The 16,813-nt window shown below is 51.8% G+C and carries 10 protein-coding genes; 1 reads left to right on the plus strand and 9 read right to left on the minus strand.

All coding sequences use genetic code 11. From position 1 onward, the window contains the following. The first annotated feature begins 162 nt into the window (after positions 1 to 162). Positions 163 to 1,341 carry an IS4 family transposase gene (locus NTU47_00080; GenBank protein MCX6132178.1) on the plus strand — a complete coding sequence of 393 codons (1,179 nt, stop codon included), beginning with the start codon at positions 163 to 165 and terminating at the stop codon, positions 1,339 to 1,341. Between the two features lie 580 nt (positions 1,342 to 1,921). Here the strand turns inward: NTU47_00080 and NTU47_00085 are convergent. The 9 genes from NTU47_00085 to NTU47_00125 form a co-directional block, all read right to left on the minus strand. Beyond that, entirely contained in the window at positions 1,922 to 3,316 is a 1,395-nt protein-coding gene (locus NTU47_00085; protein MCX6132179.1) for a sulfatase, read from the minus strand. Positions 3,317 to 3,391: 75 nt separating this feature from the next. Next, positions 3,392 to 5,728, minus strand: coding sequence for a GH92 family glycosyl hydrolase (locus NTU47_00090; GenBank protein MCX6132180.1), 2,337 nt, complete (start codon positions 5,726 to 5,728; stop codon positions 3,392 to 3,394). Continuing rightward, positions 5,725 to 7,926 carry a GH92 family glycosyl hydrolase gene (locus NTU47_00095; protein ID MCX6132181.1) on the minus strand — a complete coding sequence of 734 codons (2,202 nt, stop codon included), beginning with the start codon at positions 7,924 to 7,926 and terminating at the stop codon, positions 5,725 to 5,727. Before NTU47_00095 ends, NTU47_00090 begins: the two co-directional genes overlap by 4 nt. Before the next feature lie 230 nt (positions 7,927 to 8,156). Continuing rightward, a complete protein-coding gene (locus NTU47_00100; GenBank protein MCX6132182.1) occupies positions 8,157 to 10,457 on the minus strand; it encodes a GH92 family glycosyl hydrolase in 2,301 nt (766 codons plus the stop codon). Between the two features lie 127 nt (positions 10,458 to 10,584). Next, positions 10,585 to 11,853 (minus strand): glycoside hydrolase family 71/99-like protein, encoded by a 1,269-nt coding sequence (locus tag NTU47_00105; protein MCX6132183.1) that lies wholly within the window; start codon positions 11,851 to 11,853, stop codon positions 10,585 to 10,587. 13 nt (positions 11,854 to 11,866) lie between these two features. Beyond that, positions 11,867 to 12,001, minus strand: a complete 135-nt coding sequence (locus tag NTU47_00110) for a hypothetical protein (protein ID MCX6132184.1) — start codon at positions 11,999 to 12,001, stop codon at positions 11,867 to 11,869. Beyond that, the gene (locus tag NTU47_00115) at positions 11,982 to 13,097 is read right to left on the minus strand and encodes an ROK family protein (protein ID MCX6132185.1); all 1,116 of its coding nucleotides are present in this window, start codon (positions 13,095 to 13,097) and stop codon (positions 11,982 to 11,984) included. The genes NTU47_00110 and NTU47_00115 overlap by 20 nt, the downstream gene beginning before the upstream one ends. A 156-nt stretch (positions 13,098 to 13,253) precedes the next feature. Beyond that, positions 13,254 to 14,573: a sugar MFS transporter gene (locus NTU47_00120; GenBank protein MCX6132186.1), complete on the minus strand. Its 1,320-nt coding sequence runs from the start codon at positions 14,571 to 14,573 to the stop codon at positions 13,254 to 13,256. A gap of 247 nt (positions 14,574 to 14,820) precedes the next feature. After that, positions 14,821 to 16,641 carry a peptidylprolyl isomerase gene (locus NTU47_00125; protein ID MCX6132187.1) on the minus strand — a complete coding sequence of 607 codons (1,821 nt, stop codon included), beginning with the start codon at positions 16,639 to 16,641 and terminating at the stop codon, positions 14,821 to 14,823. Positions 16,642 to 16,813: the final 172 nt, after the last annotated feature.

A 16,813-nucleotide genomic window follows, 5' to 3' on the forward strand; every position in this document is an offset into this window, starting at 1 on the left:
CAATCGACAATCACTACTGTCCAATTAAGGGCAGGAAGTAAGCGTGTAAGTTCTTTGACATTTATTCGTTAGACGAATTTTCCGTTGTAATCGATTTGAAGTTGGTAGTACCTTCCAGGGTGATTTTTCTCTGACGCAGGATCACTTTGGACTGGTACTGGCATGAACTTTGGTAAGACGGTATTTTCGCAACTTATGGATCAAATCGATCCCAACGAGTTTCGTCGTTTTGTTCGACAACAGAACAAGAGTCATCGGAAGTACCGGTTCTCATGTTGGGAGCAATTTCTGTGCATGGCCTTTGCTCAATTGACTTATCGCGAAAGCCTGCGAGACATCGAGAGCTGTCTCCGATCGCTCGGACCGAAGCTCTATCATAGCGGTATCCGGTCTACCGTCTGTCGTTCAACACTTGCACATGCGAATGAGCACCGTTCGTGGAAGGTCTACCAAGAACTTGCTCTCTCACTCATTGCCAAAGCACAGAGGTTATATCGAGATGACCGGTTTCTAGCAGATCTCGATGGTGCGGTCTATGCTTTTGATTCCTCGATCATCAAACTGTGCTTAGAACTCTTTCCCTGGGCTCGTGCAGCGAACCATCAGGCCACGTGTGCTGGGGTGAAGCTTCACACGCTTCTGGACGTGCAGTCAAATGTCCCTGTTTTTGCAAGGGTTACCGCCGCAAACGTCGGTGATCTGCGTATCCTCGATGAGTTGGTTTATGAAGCCGGTGCCTTCTATGTCTTAGACCGTGGCTACACAGGGTTCACCAGCTTAAAGCGCATCGACAATGCAGGAGCGTTCTTTGTCATCCGGGCCAAGCGAGATCTTCGCTTCAGCAGAGTCTACTCACACACGATGTCGAAGATTGGTAACGTCAGAGTCGATCAAACCATCACTCTGGTTATTCCGCGTTCACATCAGGAGTATCCAGATCAGTTGCGCCGCATCAAGGTCTTTGATCCTGTGAACAAGTGTTCACTTGTGTTCCTGACGAACAATTTTATCCTCGATGCTCTGACTGTTGCAGAACTCTATCGTCTGCGTTGGAAGATCGAACTGTTCTTCAAGTGGATCAAACAACACTTGCGTATTAAGGCGTTCCTCGGTACGACTCCTAACGCTGTCAGCACCCAGATTTGGATCGCATTGACAGTCTACGTTTTGGTCGCGATTGTGAAAAAAGAGCTCGGCCTCGAACAGCCGCTCTACACAATTCTACAAATCTTGAGCATCACGCTCTTTGAGAAAGAACCGATTTTACAAGTACTTACAGAGTCCCAACAAAAAGTCGAGACCTGTCTTCACCGCAACCAGTTGAATCTTTTCAACTTGTAGTTGGACAGCAGTGATCGACAATCGACAATTTCTTGTACCCCCAATTTACCCCGATGTTCTTAGTCGGGGCGAGATTCCCGCCTGCATCTTGAGAAACAGACTCCGGCGGGCAGGCGAACTCGTGTACCGAGCTTGAAAAGATAATCGGACCTAAGGAAACTGGCGTGCAATCAGTGTCTTTCTCGGCTCACAATTCGATCGTTATTAGCACCTCTTAGCAGACAATCCCGCCGCTAACACGTGGATTCACATCGAAGTTACGGAAACCAGAATTCTCTCTCAAGTCTTTAAGCCTAGGTCATGTCACGCGATACCCGGCCTGTTCCAGGTTCAATTCCGCGGCCGGGTAATCATCGCTATTTGCAGCCCTTGACAAATCCTTTGAATGGGCACTGTAGCTGGAGATTCAGCTTTCCTGAACACAAACCGCAAAAGAAACTCAGTGTAGAAGTTCATGATGCAGTTCTGGCCCTAATCAACTCTTAAAGAGGACAAAGTCGATGAAAGGAGCGAGCGAAGCACTGCTAACTCTTTCTTCATTTTCCGCGTCCCTTCGATTCACTTTCAAACAAACTCAATCTCACTTCTTGTCAGCATGGAGTAGTTCTTGATGCTGACGGATAACACCTTCGAGACCCGCTTTGTTGACCAGGTTATAGTACTCATCGGGGTCGTTGTTATGGTCATACAACTCTTTGCCTGCTCTCCCCTCGTCCCATTCCGTATATCGCCAACGCTTCGTCCTCACAGAATGCCCTTGAATACGGCCTCGCTGCACCTGTGTGTAAGCTCCCGTTTTCCCCTCTTGTGCAGGATCGCAGATCAACGGTCTGAAAGAGACACCTTCGAGATTCTTGGCAGAAGTGAGTCCACAAATATCCGTAATGGTCGGAAACACGTCAAGCGATTCTACGATGGAATGACACGTCTTACCTTCGGCCGTCTCGCCGGGCGCATACACCATCAGCGGCACACGGCAGCTGTGATCATACAGCACATTCTTGTTCCACCAGTTGTGCTCACCAAGGTTGTACCCATGGTCCGCCATTACTATCACCACGGTGTCCTTCCAGAGATTCAGCCCGTCCATGGCGTCAAGGACGTGGCCGATTTGAGCATCGACGAATGTGGTGCATGCATAGTATGCTCTCAGGAATTCCTTCTTGTCGCTCTCCGAGAATTCATCGAAATTTCTTTTCCATCCGCTGCCGATCCTTACTCCCGAATCCTCCTCGATGTTGCCTGGTACAGTAGGTGGAACAATTTCATCCAGCGGATACATATCAAAGTATTGCTTAGGCGCAATGAACGGATCATGGGGCTTGTGGAAACCAACCGCTATGAAGAAGTTTTGGTCGCGTTTCCTGCCGAGCAGTTCGACGGCTTTCAGTGTATTCTTCCCATCGGAATGATCGCTGTCGTGACCTTCGGCAGCCAGCCATCGGCACCACTCCACGCTCCCGTTCGTCATGTTCCTCCCGGTCCCCTTCTTCGCAATTTCATTGTCATCAAAGTCGAATTTCTCGGCCCACGCTTTCGGATCATCATGCTCACCGGTGCCATGGAATACCTTGCCCACCCTGGCTGTATAGTATCCGGAATCCTTGAACACCGCCGGAAGAGTTACGACGTCGGGATTTTCGTGAAAGAGCGCTTTCACATTGTCCAGAATTCCAATCGTGTCCGGTCGCAAGCCGGTGAGTAATGAGGATCGACTTGGATTACAGACCGGAAATTGGCAATACGCCTTTTTGAAGAGCACACTCTTTCTTGCGAGTCTGTCAATGTTCGGAGTTCGGACGACAGGGCTGCCATAGCATCCAAGCACACTGTCTCTCAGATCTTCGATCATCATGAACAGCACGTTCTTCGCATTGGAGGAAGAGGCAGTATCTTGAGAGTCCTCGGCTAGAGTAGATTGAACAGCTTCTGGCAGCAACGCTCCGGCAATCGAGAACCTTAGGCCAGTTTTCATGAACTCTCTTCTGCTTTGAGACATAGACATACCTTTCCGACAATTGCTCTTTGGATATACCCCTCTTCGACAACATCATCTCTTCAGTTGCTTTGAATTACTCATGGAAAAAGGTTTGGAATCTCTCATCCTGCCAAAATCCCCCTGCGGCCGGTCGCTCATCCTGTACTCGACGGTACCCCCCGCCATGATATCACTATGATCCAGATAGAGCTTTGTGTAGGATCTCCCATTTAGTCGTGCTGATTCGATATAGGGTTGGTTCTCTCCATTGTTAAGGCTCTTAATCACGAAACTTTTTCCGCCTGGAAGCGCCAGCGTGACTCGCGAGAATGCGGGACTGCCGATTACGTATTGCGGGGTACCGGGACAGACCGGATAGAATCCAAGTTTCGCAAAGATGTACCAGGCGGACATTTGTCCCGAATCATCGTTGCCGCTCAGCCCGCCAGGGCCGGAACCGTACTCCTCCCGCAGAACACGGCGCACAATCTCCTGCGTCTTCTCCGGTTGACCAGAAAAGCAATAAAGATAGATGACTTGATGGCACGGTTCATTGCCATGCCAGTACTGGCCGGTCGCAAAAAGAGTATCCAGCTTAGCATTGAAGGGTGCCTCGCCCCCCATCAGCCTGATCAGTCCAGCAATGTCGTGGGGCACATACCACGTATAGTGCTGCGGCGTTCCCTCGGTGATATAAGGCATGCGCTCGGTTGCAACAAACTGTTCCGCCCAGCGTCCGTCCGCATGGCGACCGCGAACGTATCCGACGGTTGAATCATAGACAAGCTGATATCCGAGAGATCGCCGTTTGAGCAACTCAAAGTCCTCTGTCTTTCCCAACCTCTTTGCCAACTGCGCCAGGACGAAATCATCGTAGGCATACTCGAGGGTCCGGGATACTTGTTCTCCTTTGTGAAAAGCGTGGAGGACCTGGTCCTCGAGAGGGACGTAGCCGTAACGGAGATATGACGACAACGCCCTTCGTCCTTTGCCGTCAAGATATTCCTCGGAATCCGCCGGGGTCCGAAAAGCGTTCTGATGCATATACGAATACGCCTTCACGGTATCGAATCCTTGTATTCCTTTGACCCACGCATCTCCCAAAACGGAAATCGCGTGATCACCTATCATGGCGCAGGTATAACTGCTCCACATGGGAAAAATCGGCAGCCATCCCCCCTGTTCGGCCTTGAGGATCAGGGAGCGCATCATGTCGGCGCTCTTCTCCGGAAAGAGGAGATTGTAAAGGGGATGCAGGGCGCGATAGGTATCCCACAGTGAAAAATCGTCGTAGTAGTCGAAACCTACCGCTTTGTGAATCGTCGGATCTCCGGCAAAGCCGGGATAGGAGCCGTCACAGTCGCTCATGATCCGGGGTTGCTGCAGACTGTGGTATAGGGCAGTGTAGAACTTCACCATCTCTTCGTCGTTCGTCCCCTCGATCTCTATGCGACCTAGGAGGCGGTTCCACTCCTTGCGCAGACCGCTGCGGATGCGGGCAAAATCCCAATCCGGCACTTCCGTTTCAAGATTTCTACGCGCCTCTTCGATGCTCGTGAATGATGTACCCACGCGGGCGGATACCTTTTGTCCCTTCGCCGGCCCATAGCTGACGAAGGCCCCGACCTCAGGTTGGTCTTGAATACTCGCGAGACGATAGCGCAGAAATTCCTTGGTATATACTCCCCAATTGTCAAACGGCCGATCGAACTGCATGACGAAATAGCCCTTGAAGCCGGCATACTTTCCCCATCCCTGGTAGATCCGGTGCACCGGATTGTATCCAACGATTTCGTTGCGGTCGGGATCGACTCGCACGAACCCAAGCCCTTCATCGCTGTTGGGATTGACGATGATGTGCGCCGAGTCGGCGCCGGAGAAGGTGAAACTGAACATGCCGCAGCGGGTGGTGGCGGTCATCTCTGCCAGTACATTGTAATCTTCCAACAGGACCCTGTAGTAATCTGGTGCGGCGGTCTCGTGCTTATGTGTGAAACGGCTGGCCCGCGCCTCCGGCCGACAGCGCAGCTCTCCCGCTACAGGCATGATCGTGAAGCTGCCATAATCCTGAGTGCAGGAGCCACTCAGCCAGTGCGAACCGCGAAAGCCCTGGATCAGGGAATCGGTGTAATAGTAAGGGGCAATGCATTTCTTTTCTGTGTCGCGGGTCTGAGGCGACCAGTTGGTCATACCGAACGGCATGGTAACTGCCGGTACGACCTGGGCGTTGGCCTCGAGTTTTTCTGAGTGCCTGAGGGCTCCTGGTGTCCTTGCCGGGCCTGTGCCAATCAGGGGATCGACATAGTCGATGAGAGTTTTGCCGGTGCGAACGCCCCAGCCGGTGGCAAGGATGAACGCTGTCAATAAGGGTAGCGTATATCCAAATCGTCGCATGAGGTTCCGAATCATTTCTGCGCCTGCAAGACCGGAAGCGGACCCATCTCCAGTTCCAGGAGCCCACCTTTCATGAGCTCTTCATGGGAAAAGAAAAGCTTGTCGAGCTTTGCGCCATTGAGTTTGGCGCTCTGGATATATTTGCAGGTCGGCAAGTTGTTGTGCGCCACGACGCGGAACTCCCGGCCGTTTTCCAGGCGAATGGTCACGTCGGCGAATTGCGGGCTTGTGATGGTGTAGGCAGGAATACCGGGCGTGACCGGATAGAAACCCATTGCGCTGAAGACCACAAAAGCTGACATGCCGCCGCCATCCTCGTCGCCAGGAATGCCGAAGATCGAATCGTTGAACCATGTCTCGAGGAGAAGACGGGTCCACTTCTGTGTCTTCCAGGGCGAATCGGTGAAGTTGAAAAGGTAGGGAATATGGAAGCTGGGTTCATTCCCCATGGAGAATTGTCCGACGAGAGCGGTTGCATCCGGGAAAACCGCCCAGTAACTGTATTTGCTGCGGCCCAATCCCTCACGAAACAGCTGGTCGAGCTTTGCTTCGAGACCGCTTTTACCGCCGAGCAAATTCGTCAGACCGGGGATATCGTGCTGTGTCTGCCACAGGTAGGTCCAGCCGTTGTTCTCATCATAGTAGTCCCGACCGCCCGGGCCGCCGTCAAACTTCGGATCGATATTGATCCACTTGCCGAGCGAATCTTTCGGCATGAACATCTTTTTATCCGGATTCCAGAGGTTGAGATAATTACGCGAGCGCGGCCGATATCGTTCGGCCACATCGCCGCGACCAAGCTCCGTCGCCATCTCAGCCACAGCCCAGTCGTCGTAACTGTGCCCCAAGGTAACAGCGACGGCTTGCCGTTTTTCAAAGGAGTCGACCAGAGTGTAACTCTCTTTTTCGCCGGGATGCAGGGCGGGGAAAAAACCACGGGCCGCGTAAAATTCATCCAACTCACACCGGGGTCCGTTGCGCCAGGGCACCATCGTTGCGTGGTCGCCGTTTTTCAGCATGCCCGCAAAGGCAGAATCGACTGAATAATTCCTGATCCCTTTCCGATAGGCATCCAGAAACATGATGGAAGAATGGAATCCATTCATGCACGCGTGGTCGCCATAGATGACCGGAAAGGTTGGCATCCAACCACTCTGCTGGTACATGCGAACGTAGGACTGCAGCATGTCGGCTTCCATGGTCGGATGGAGAATCATCCTGAGCGGATGATGTGCCAGATATGTATCCCATGTCCAATCATCGACGTAGAAAGGTCTTGCATCCACGTGGATCTTGTTATCAAAGCCGCTGAAGTAGCTCTCCGATTCTGAGATGTTTACCGGTCGCTCATAACAGCGATAGAGGGCAGTGTAGAAACTGCGCTTCCAGGCCTCTGTGCCGCCGTTTACCTTGATCTGGTTGATCACCTTGGACCAGGCAGATTCCCCTCCGCTGCAGAGTTCCGCGAACGTAACACCCTGCACCTCGCGATCGAAATTGATGCGTGCTTGTTCCATGCTGACAAATGAGACTGCGTAGCGGAACTCCAGCACCGAGGGGCTCTCTTCCGAAAAGGTCAGGCGCAACCTCTCGCCGCTGCCTTCGACACCAGGCATCGTGCTGACGCGGCCATAGAGGTAAGTCGTAACATTCTTGAACACCTCAACGCCGGTGATCTCCTGACCGTTTGCTTGTAACGTTCCCCCCTTATAATAGTGTCCGAAGAGCAAGTGCTTTTTTGCTGTACGCGGAAATGTGAACCGGAACATTGCTGAACGCGCACCCGGCGCATACTCCGCCTTCACACCCATCTCGATCAGATCCGTTGCATAATACCAGGGGCGGCTGATCTCGAGATTGTGATCCCAGGTCATCCGCGCATTCCACGCCGACTCGTCCGACGCTCCGACAGCCGGTTTGATATTGAAGGCCTTCGCTATGCGGTGCGAGATCACCGCCAGCGGGAAACAAGAGATCTGATCGTCAAGATGATCCCGGCGGTCCGGATGGAACCGCATCATCTGGTTCGGCAGATGCACTGTCGGCCGTGTGGGCTCGAGCAGATGACCTACGTTGCCAATGGTCATGTCAATGTACTTGAGCCCATCCTGACGCTCCTGAGCGATTGCTCGGACCGCGATGATAGCCAGCAGGGCCAGCACAATTGTTCTGCCGAGACTTGAACGGAGCAAAAATGCGGATTTGATTGTCATGTCAGGAAATCCTTTTTCCGAAATGTACTTTGGTTTCAATTATGGCAACAGCATGATTGCTGTGCCATTTCATGCCAGTACTCATCTCAAAAATCCTCTTGGCGCCTCTTTGCGGCCTTAGCGGTCAAAATATAACCGCCAAGATCGCCAAGAACCGCAAAGGAAAGATGCCGTAGATCTACAAGAATCTGTTTTTGAAATACTTCTAGTGTCTATCCAACTGTCATTTGTTAGCGATTCTCTCCGTCACGCGAGAGGGAATATGGAGCATCGGCAGGATCGATGCCCCGCTTCATGTTGGGAACGGGACTCATCTTGAAATCGAGGAGGCCGCCGTTCATGATTTCGTCATGGAGGAGGTAGTTCCTGGAAAAACGCGAGCCGTTAAGCTCGGCGGCGCTGATGTAAACATTTTCACGGTTGTTGTTGTTGGCCGTGATCACCAGCTTCTTCCCGCTTTCCAGCTGCAGCGTGATTCGGCTGAAGAGGGGCGAACCAAGGGCGTATTGCCCGGCGGTCGGGCAGACGGGATAGAAACCCATAGCCGAGAACACATACCATGCCGAAGTCTGGCCGTTGTCTTCATCACCGCAGAGCCCGTCGGGATCGGGAGTGTAGAGCAGATCCATAACGTCGCGCACATGTTTTTGCGCCTTCCACGGTTCGCCGGCCCAATCGTAGAGATAGATGCCGTGCTGGATCGGCTGATTGCCGTGGGCATACTGTCCCATTCCCGCGATGGCCATCTCAGTGATTTCGTGGATTTGACGACCGTAGTAGGAGTAGTCAAATGTCGGAGCGGCGGAAAACACCGCATCGAGCTTATCGATGAATCGGGCCCGCCCTCCCATCAAGTCGATCAAACCCTGAGGATCGTGGAACACCGACCAGGTGTAGTGCCATGCGCACCCTTCCGTGAAGGCATCCCCCCATTTGTCGGGTCTGAAGGGGACCTGGAAACTGCCATCTTTGTTGCGGCCCCGCATGAAGCCGGTCGATGCATCGAAGAGATTGCGATAGTTGCGCGCACGACCTGCAAAAAGCTTGATCTCACTGGCGGGCTTTGAGAGCGACTGGGCGAGTTTCATGATGGAAAAATCGTCATAACTGTACTCCAGGGTCCGGGCTGCATTTTCATTCACTCCGACGTCATAGGGGATGTAGCCGAGCTCATTGTAAAATTTCACGCCGAGGCGTCCGACCGAATGCAGCGGTCCCTCCTGATCTGAATTCTTGAGGAGGGCATCATAGAGGGTTGCGATGTCATAGCCCCGAATGCCTTTCAGCCACGCATCGGCAACGATGGAGGCAGAATTGGAGCCAATCATACAATCCCGGTGGCCGGGACTGGCCCATTCCGGCAGCCAGCCGCTCTCCTTGTAGGTATTGACCAGCCCTTCCATGATCTGGCCGACCAGCTGCGTCTGCATGATGGTCAAAAGAGGGAAAGCCGCCCGGAAGGTATCCCAGAAACCATTGTCGGTGAAGAGATAGCCCGGCAGGACCTGCCCGTTGTAGGGACTGTAATGCATGACCCGCCCCTCCCGGTCGTATTCGAAGAACTTCCTGGGGAAGAGCATCGTCCTGTAGAGGGCGGTGTAAAAAGTCACTGTTTGGTCCTCTGTTCCCCCCTCGGCTATTATCCTTCCCAATCCTTCGTTCCAGATCGTCTTAGCTTTGCTCGTGGTCTGCTCGAAGGAATCGCTGCCCACTTCGCGCGCGAGATTGATGTCAGCCTGCTCCGGGCTGATGAAAGAGGAGGCAACCTGCAAATGAACGGTCTGACCACTCCGGGTCTTGAACTGTAGCAGGGCACCGACGTGATCGCCCTTCAGCTCCAGACGGTCCGGGAAGAGTTTATTCCCCTCCCACGTTGCGGCTGATGTGATCTCCACGTCGTAACGGATCACAAAATAATTGTGGAAACTAGCCGGCACCCCGCCCTGGTTGTTTCGGCAGTAGCCGATGATTTTCTTTTCTCCGGGCAGGATCCTGATGTACGAACCCTTGTTGAAGGCGTCAATCAACAAAGAGGAGCTATCAGATGCAGGATAGGTGATCCTGAATTGAGCGCAACGCTCGGTTGGCGCAATCTCGGTCCAGACATCGTAGTCGCCCAGGTATGCCCGGTAATGGTAAGGCCTTGCTGTCTCTCTCTTGTGGCTGTACCAGGAGGCACGTTCTTCCTCGCCGATCCTGGGGCGACCGGTCTCGGGCAGGATGGCGAAAGCCCCGTAATCACCGATCCATGGAGAGGGCTGGTGGGTTTGCTTGAATCCGATGATCTTGTGCGCTGCATAGGTGTACTGCCAACCGTCACCCATCCGGCCGGTCTGGGGTGTCCAGAAATTCATCCCCCAGGGGAGAGCGACGGCGGGATAGGTGTTGCCGTTGGAGAGGAGACGCTCCGAATCCGTGCCAACCAGGGGATTGACATTATCGGCATAATCAACGCCCTGAGCGTACTTCGCACCCGTACAGCCAAAGAAGAAGCCGAGCAGGAGTATGAGTGGGACCCGAGTTCTTGTCATACGTGCGTCCTTGGTATCGCCCCGCAAGAGGACCGGTCATTTCAGAGATACGAAATTTGGTTTTTCAGGATGAGGCGGCCATCATGGTATTGTGCCTTCACTATCAGGCAGCAGGATCACACAATGGTTATTCTTTCCTGAGTGGGATCTGACTGCTCAACGGAATTTCTTTTCTCAGCATTTTTGCGGCTTCCCCTGTCAGCCAGAGGTAATGATCCGAAGGTTTGCCTTCCATGGTTATGAATACTGCTTCAGTGCTTACGGGTGGATTATCGGTGCATTTGAAGATGGCGGTACTTTCATTTACTTCATCGAACATCGCGATGAAGAGCATTTCCGTACCAGACTGAACACAATTTTGCACCTGTTTCCAGTAGAACGATCCTCCGTTCCGTGGTATCTTATTCGAAGGAGAGGTTTTATCTAAATTATGCCAGCTGAACCCCGGCCATACCACGGGTGCATAGTCCACATGATTCTGTTTACACCAGATAACATCCTTTGCAACATTATCTTTGTAGGCGTCGTAGGTGTTCTCGTCGTATCTTCCAACCATCCAGGGGAGAACAATATCCGCCATCCTGATAATCTCATGCAGGAGGGTATCCTTGACGCAATCACTCCCCAGCTCCCGGAAGTATGTCGGGACTCCGACCAGTACCGAGCAACCTCCGTACACCGGATCATTCTTGAGGAAATCAAGAAGCTTGAGCAAGCCGATTTCCCTGATGTTGTACGGACGGTCAGGGAATCCGATCCCCCATATGGCAACGAGTGGTTTACCGTTATGAAAGAGGTGGGTCTTCTTCCCTTTTTGATTAGTTACTCTAATGGAATCGACCAGATACTTCCAGTCCTCAATAATTGATGTACAATCTTCTCCCGAGGCTTTGAGTCCCGACAGATCATATTCAACAGCTATTGCCCTGTCGTATTTTGATGCAGCTTCCAGCGCTTCCCTGAGCATTTTGGCGAACACTCCTCTTCGCTGACTTCCGGGACGAGTGTAATCGAAGAAGCGTTGCATGAAGACGCCGTCGATCCCATACTGTTTCATCCATTTGAAATGGAGGTCGATGGTGCTTTTATCCGTGGCACTGAAGAATGTTGCCGTAGTCCCGTCAGCATATCTGAATCCGGTCGGATACGACTTTTCGTATTCTCTCATATCCGGCCACATATCGATCTTGATCTTCGACGGGTCAGCGTACATCTTCCCATCCTTCTGAATGAACCACCCCTGGTAACCCGCCATCACCAGTCCTTTATAGGTCGGATAGAGTGTTTCTCTCGAATGCTTGTTCCGGGCTGATACTCCCGTTGAAACAATGATCAGCACCAAGAATGGCATGAGATGTCGTACCAAGCGGCGGCCTGTCCAATAGTTATTCTGCATGATGATGCGATCCTCAGGCGTGATAAATAGGGAATCTGATTTGTTCCACGATGATCTGCCCGCCGTCGATGTGTGCGACGCTCTGTATCGCTGATCCATGGATCAGGGCGCCCTCGACCTGAATCTCTTCACGCAGTGCGGTTCGCATCGATCGATCTCAGAGCAAACGCGTATGCTCCGATCGAGATGGCTCTGCTCGTCCCAATCTTCGATATGCCAACCCCAATGCGCATCTCCGGATCGTACTTCACTTTCTTGCTGGATCCCGGAACGGTGATTTCCTTTGTCGAACCCCGCAAGAACTTCTGAAGCTCACTGTCATCTTCCAGGTTGTAAACGTTTGCAATAAGTCTTCGGAGCTTCGATCCGTCGGGCTTGTCGTAGAAGCCGTTCATTTCCTCAACTATGAATGGAAGGAACAGCTCAGAGGCACCGGAAAGCCCTCCGCCGATGACAACAAGACCGTCGATGAGTGTGACCGCATTAGAAATCGCGTCTCCTGCAGCTTCAGCCATTTCGCGAAATGCCTGGATCGCGGCATGCTTGTTCCCCCCCGCCTGCCCGGTCGCAATTTCGAACATTTCCTTCGGCGAAGGCGCTTCTGGTTCGGGAATCCCCGCCCCGTGGGCGTAGAATCGTCTCAAAGCCCGAATGCTCACATGTTCCTCAATGTTCGTCTTTGGATTCAACTTGTTCCGGAGGAGCCAGATCTCTCCGGCAACAGAATTGTCGCCCAGAAACACATTTCCGTCGCGCGCAATCCCTGCACCAAAACCCGTCCCCAGCGTCAAGCCGAGGAGGTTCCTATACCTCTTCGGACTTCCTGCTTTCTCAAGAAGCCCGTTGATATACGGCAAGAATCCGGCAATTGCCTCGCCATATGCATACAGATCACCGTCGTTGTTGATGAATACCGGCAATCCGAACTTGTCCGCCAGCATCGGACCCAGAGCGATACCTCCACGGAACGCGGGCAGATTTGGGAGATCCCCGATGATGCCATTCGGATAGTCGGCCGGACCCGGAAAAGCGAAGCTGACAGCCACCGGTGCAACCTGCAGCCTGTCCTTGACCTGCTTGAATCCCTCAACAAGGGTAGACAGACATTTGTCCAGATCGTTTGCGTAGGTGGGGAGAACAATCTCGTCGAGAATTTGTTCGTTGCCCCGGATGGCGGAGAAGACCAAATTTGTACCGCCCGCGTCGAGCGTCATCACGACGCGTGTGTCATGTCGATGATCCATGGTAATAACCCTTGATCCTTTCAAGCAATCGCCGCGGACTTTCGGCTCGCGGCCACTGAGGTGAAACACTTTCTACAGACTCGAGCACATCCACAAACCAGAGTGAGGCCTGAGTTCCCCGGGGGTTCTTCCGGATCATACCGTTCTTGTTCTTCTCTATGCCTTGGCATGAAGGTATGATGGTTTGTGTCCCTTCATTCCGTAGTAGGCGACAAAGAGGTAACACAGCACCGGAACAAAGAATGCGTGATGAATACCAATGGTATCGGCAAAATACCCTTGAATGACTGGGATTATTGCGCCACCAACTATTGCTGTGCATAAAATTCCAGAGGCTTGACCGGTATGCTTGCCTAGTCCATCGATCGCCAGAGTGAATATTGTTGGGAACATTATTGAATTGAACACTCCTACGGCGAGAATGGCCCACATCGCAACATGCCCGAACGTAAGCATGGACATCACAACCAACGATCCTGCAACGAATGCATTGAAGATCAGCATTTTGGCCGGCCTCATTGTTCTTTGAACTGCTGAACCAATAAATCTTCCGACCATTGCGCCGCCCCAATAAAATGATACGTATTTCCCTGCATCGGAATCTTTCAACCCCGTAATAAATGGTTGGCCAAAGTAGTTGACTAGAAAACTCCCTATAGAGACTTCTGCGCCGACATAAAGAAAAATCGCAATTGCACCAAGAACAAGATGTCTATAGCCCCATGCGCTCTTGTGCAAGTCATGATAGTTTTTCCCGTCGTCTCCACTCGCAGAGATTTCCGATGCCTCTATCTTTGGCAATTTGATAACCGCAAAGACCGCCGCTATTGCAAACAACACCGCTGCCAATCCCAGATAAGGAACCTGAACAGCACTGGCTTCAGCCAGTCTATAGGCATCCAAATCTGCAGAGCTCATGAGCTGCAGCTCTTCCGCTGTCTTCACAGCGATTGCCAGAATAATGAGTGATCCGAAATAGGGCGCGATTGTATGTCCAAGAGAGTTGATGGCTTGTGATAGATTCAATCTGCTCGATGCCGTTTCCGGTTTGCCAAGGATCGCCACATATGGATTCGCTGCAACCTGCAAGAGCGTTATTCCCGATGCGAGCACGAACAACGCACCGAGAAACATTATATAGGATTGATAGCCAGCGGCAGGATAAAACAACAAACATCCCACACCAGCTGTTACCAATCCAATGACAATTCCATTCTTGTAACCGATCTTTTCAACCAGAATTCCCGCCGGGATCGAAACAATCGCATACGCAGTAAAGAAACTGAATTGAATCAGCATTACCTGAGTATAGTTCAGAGTGAAAATTGCCTTGAGATGCGGGATAAGAATGTCATTCAGACAGGTGATGAATCCCCACATAAAAAAGAGAGAGGTAAGAACGGTGAGAGCAAACGTATAATCTTGTTTGCCGTCCGCGGATGTGATCGTCGAAGGTACCGATGTGGAAGAGGTCATTTGTTTCTCCTAATAGATTCTCATTTCGTGACATTTGCGAATTACCTACTGCAAGCATAAGAAATAGGCGATTGTGACCAGCAACCTGAGTCTTCAGCCTGTAGCGCACACTTAGGTTGGATTTGTGGTTTGGATGATAGGCCTCCTGATCCATTGCGATACTGCTGTTGCAATCTTTGAGCTTGACAAATCAAGGTGTCAAAGGAAGCCTCCACATGACATCGCAAGAAGAGGGGAGACTTTCCTTTCAGTGCTTGCTTACCCCTTCTTGGTACCACTTCGCTTTTGGATCAAACAGCCGAAAACCCGGCACTGCATTTCTCAGCGGAAAGTGCGATTTCTTCACAGCCAGGGTCCCGCCGAAGTACTTTACCCTGTTCAATGCTGCCCGGTCAACCTTGATATCGTACTTTTTCACAACGCGCAACAGGAATGCTTCAAGATTCTGCTGAAGCTGACGATCCTGCAGCACCACATAAAGTCCGGTCCGGATCTCATCAAACGGATAAGGCGCAGCCGGCTTCACTTCGAGCAGCTTCACGATCGCGTAGGTGGTGTCGGAATTCCTGATTGGCTCGGAAAGCCCACCCACCTTCAGTCTAAAAGCAGCAGTTCCGATCTCTCCCCAGCTATCTTGGTTCAGATACACACCGGGATTCACCTGATCCAGATTCAGCTTGTTGAGGCTGTGTTGCCTGGCGACAGAGACGATATCTGCGCCGGCATTGATCTGCTTACGAAGCTCCTCGGCAAGTGCTTTGGTTTTGACAATAACAGGGATGACCCTACGTTGTTCCGGCTTCGGATGATTGTCTTTTGTCGAGTTGTAATATCGGGTCAGTTCTGATTCATCGACGGAAATAGAGTCCCTGAAATTTGTCACCAATGCCTGAGCAAGAAGATTACCACTCCACATCTGGGATTGACTCCGCACGTACATGGAATCGCTGTATCGTTTCTTCTTTCCATCCTCCACGACCGATTCCAGGAGGATGATATTCCGCACCACATCGAGCAATCCACTCCTGAGGGTCTCGGGGCTCTTGTAGTTCAATGGGTAGGGACATACAGAGAGTTTCTTCCAGAATTCGCCTGCGGTCCAGGTTTTGCCGTCATTGAACGTAATCAAAGGTTGGTCGAAGAAGCCTCGTCCACCTGTTTCCTTCGTCCCAATCTGCTGCTGGATGAGTTCGGGGGATTCATTTTGGAAAGACTCGTTATCAAAGATCACTGAACTGAGCTGCCTCACCAGAAAATCGTAGACGTCTCTCTTGACGCTGTATTCTTTGCCCTTCATGAGCGCGGCGAGCCGGGTCTGGAGCAACGCCATTTCCTTGCGCGCTCTCACTTTCTTCTCGACCGAGGGCTTCCAGAACGTCAAATTATACTTGGAATACTCAGGATGCGGCGACCGCTTCAGCAGCTGGAAGACATAGTAGGAGCCGTCAACGAGCACCGGCTCCGAAACCGTTCCATCGTTCAATCGATAGACCGCGTCCTCGACGCTCTCCAGCGATTCCGAGTATTCGATTTCCTTGAACTCGGTCTGTTCTGACGGCGCGATCCCTTTTGCGACGTTCTTTTGAAGCTCCGTAGCGCGTCCAAGGTCTGGAACGATCCAATATGCGACCGATCGGCGTTCTCTGAACCTTTTGTAGGCCGAAAGGAGCTCCTTCACTGTGACGTTCACGCGGCGTCGCACCTCGGAATCCATCCATTGCTCATACAGAGCTTCATGAGAATACTCACGCAAGAGCAGCTGGACACGGTCCAGCGTATCGTGCGCACCGCGATGTGCCTCGAATGAGAGTATCGTTTCAGCGACAAGCGTACAGAGGAGAGTCTCTTTGATATCTTTTTCTGGGAGTTTCAATGTCTGAGGCAGGTAATTCAGACGCGCCTGGAATTCCTGCAGATCGATTCTGCGATCGTTGATCCGGACGACCGTCAACCCGTCATTCACATTCACGAATGATGAGAAGATCAGAGTCGAAAGGAAGACTGTGCAAAGACTGAATTGTCTGGAAATGTGAATTCGCAAAATCGCGTCAACTCCTTGTAACGTCATCGATGTCATCTTGTCGTGAGAAACCACGCTGGCTTGTTCAATGTAAGAGTTTCTCGCTCATGAGTCAGGGGAAAATCCAGACGTGCAGAAGGTTACCTTCACCTGAGCTCTGCTTATTTTATGAGAACCATCTTGCTGTTCTCGATAAACGTGCCCGCTCTGAACCGCAACA

The sequence above is a fragment of the Ignavibacteriales bacterium genome (assembly GCA_026390595.1).
GTDB lineage: Bacteria > Bacteroidota > Ignavibacteria > UBA10030 > UBA10030 > UBA9647.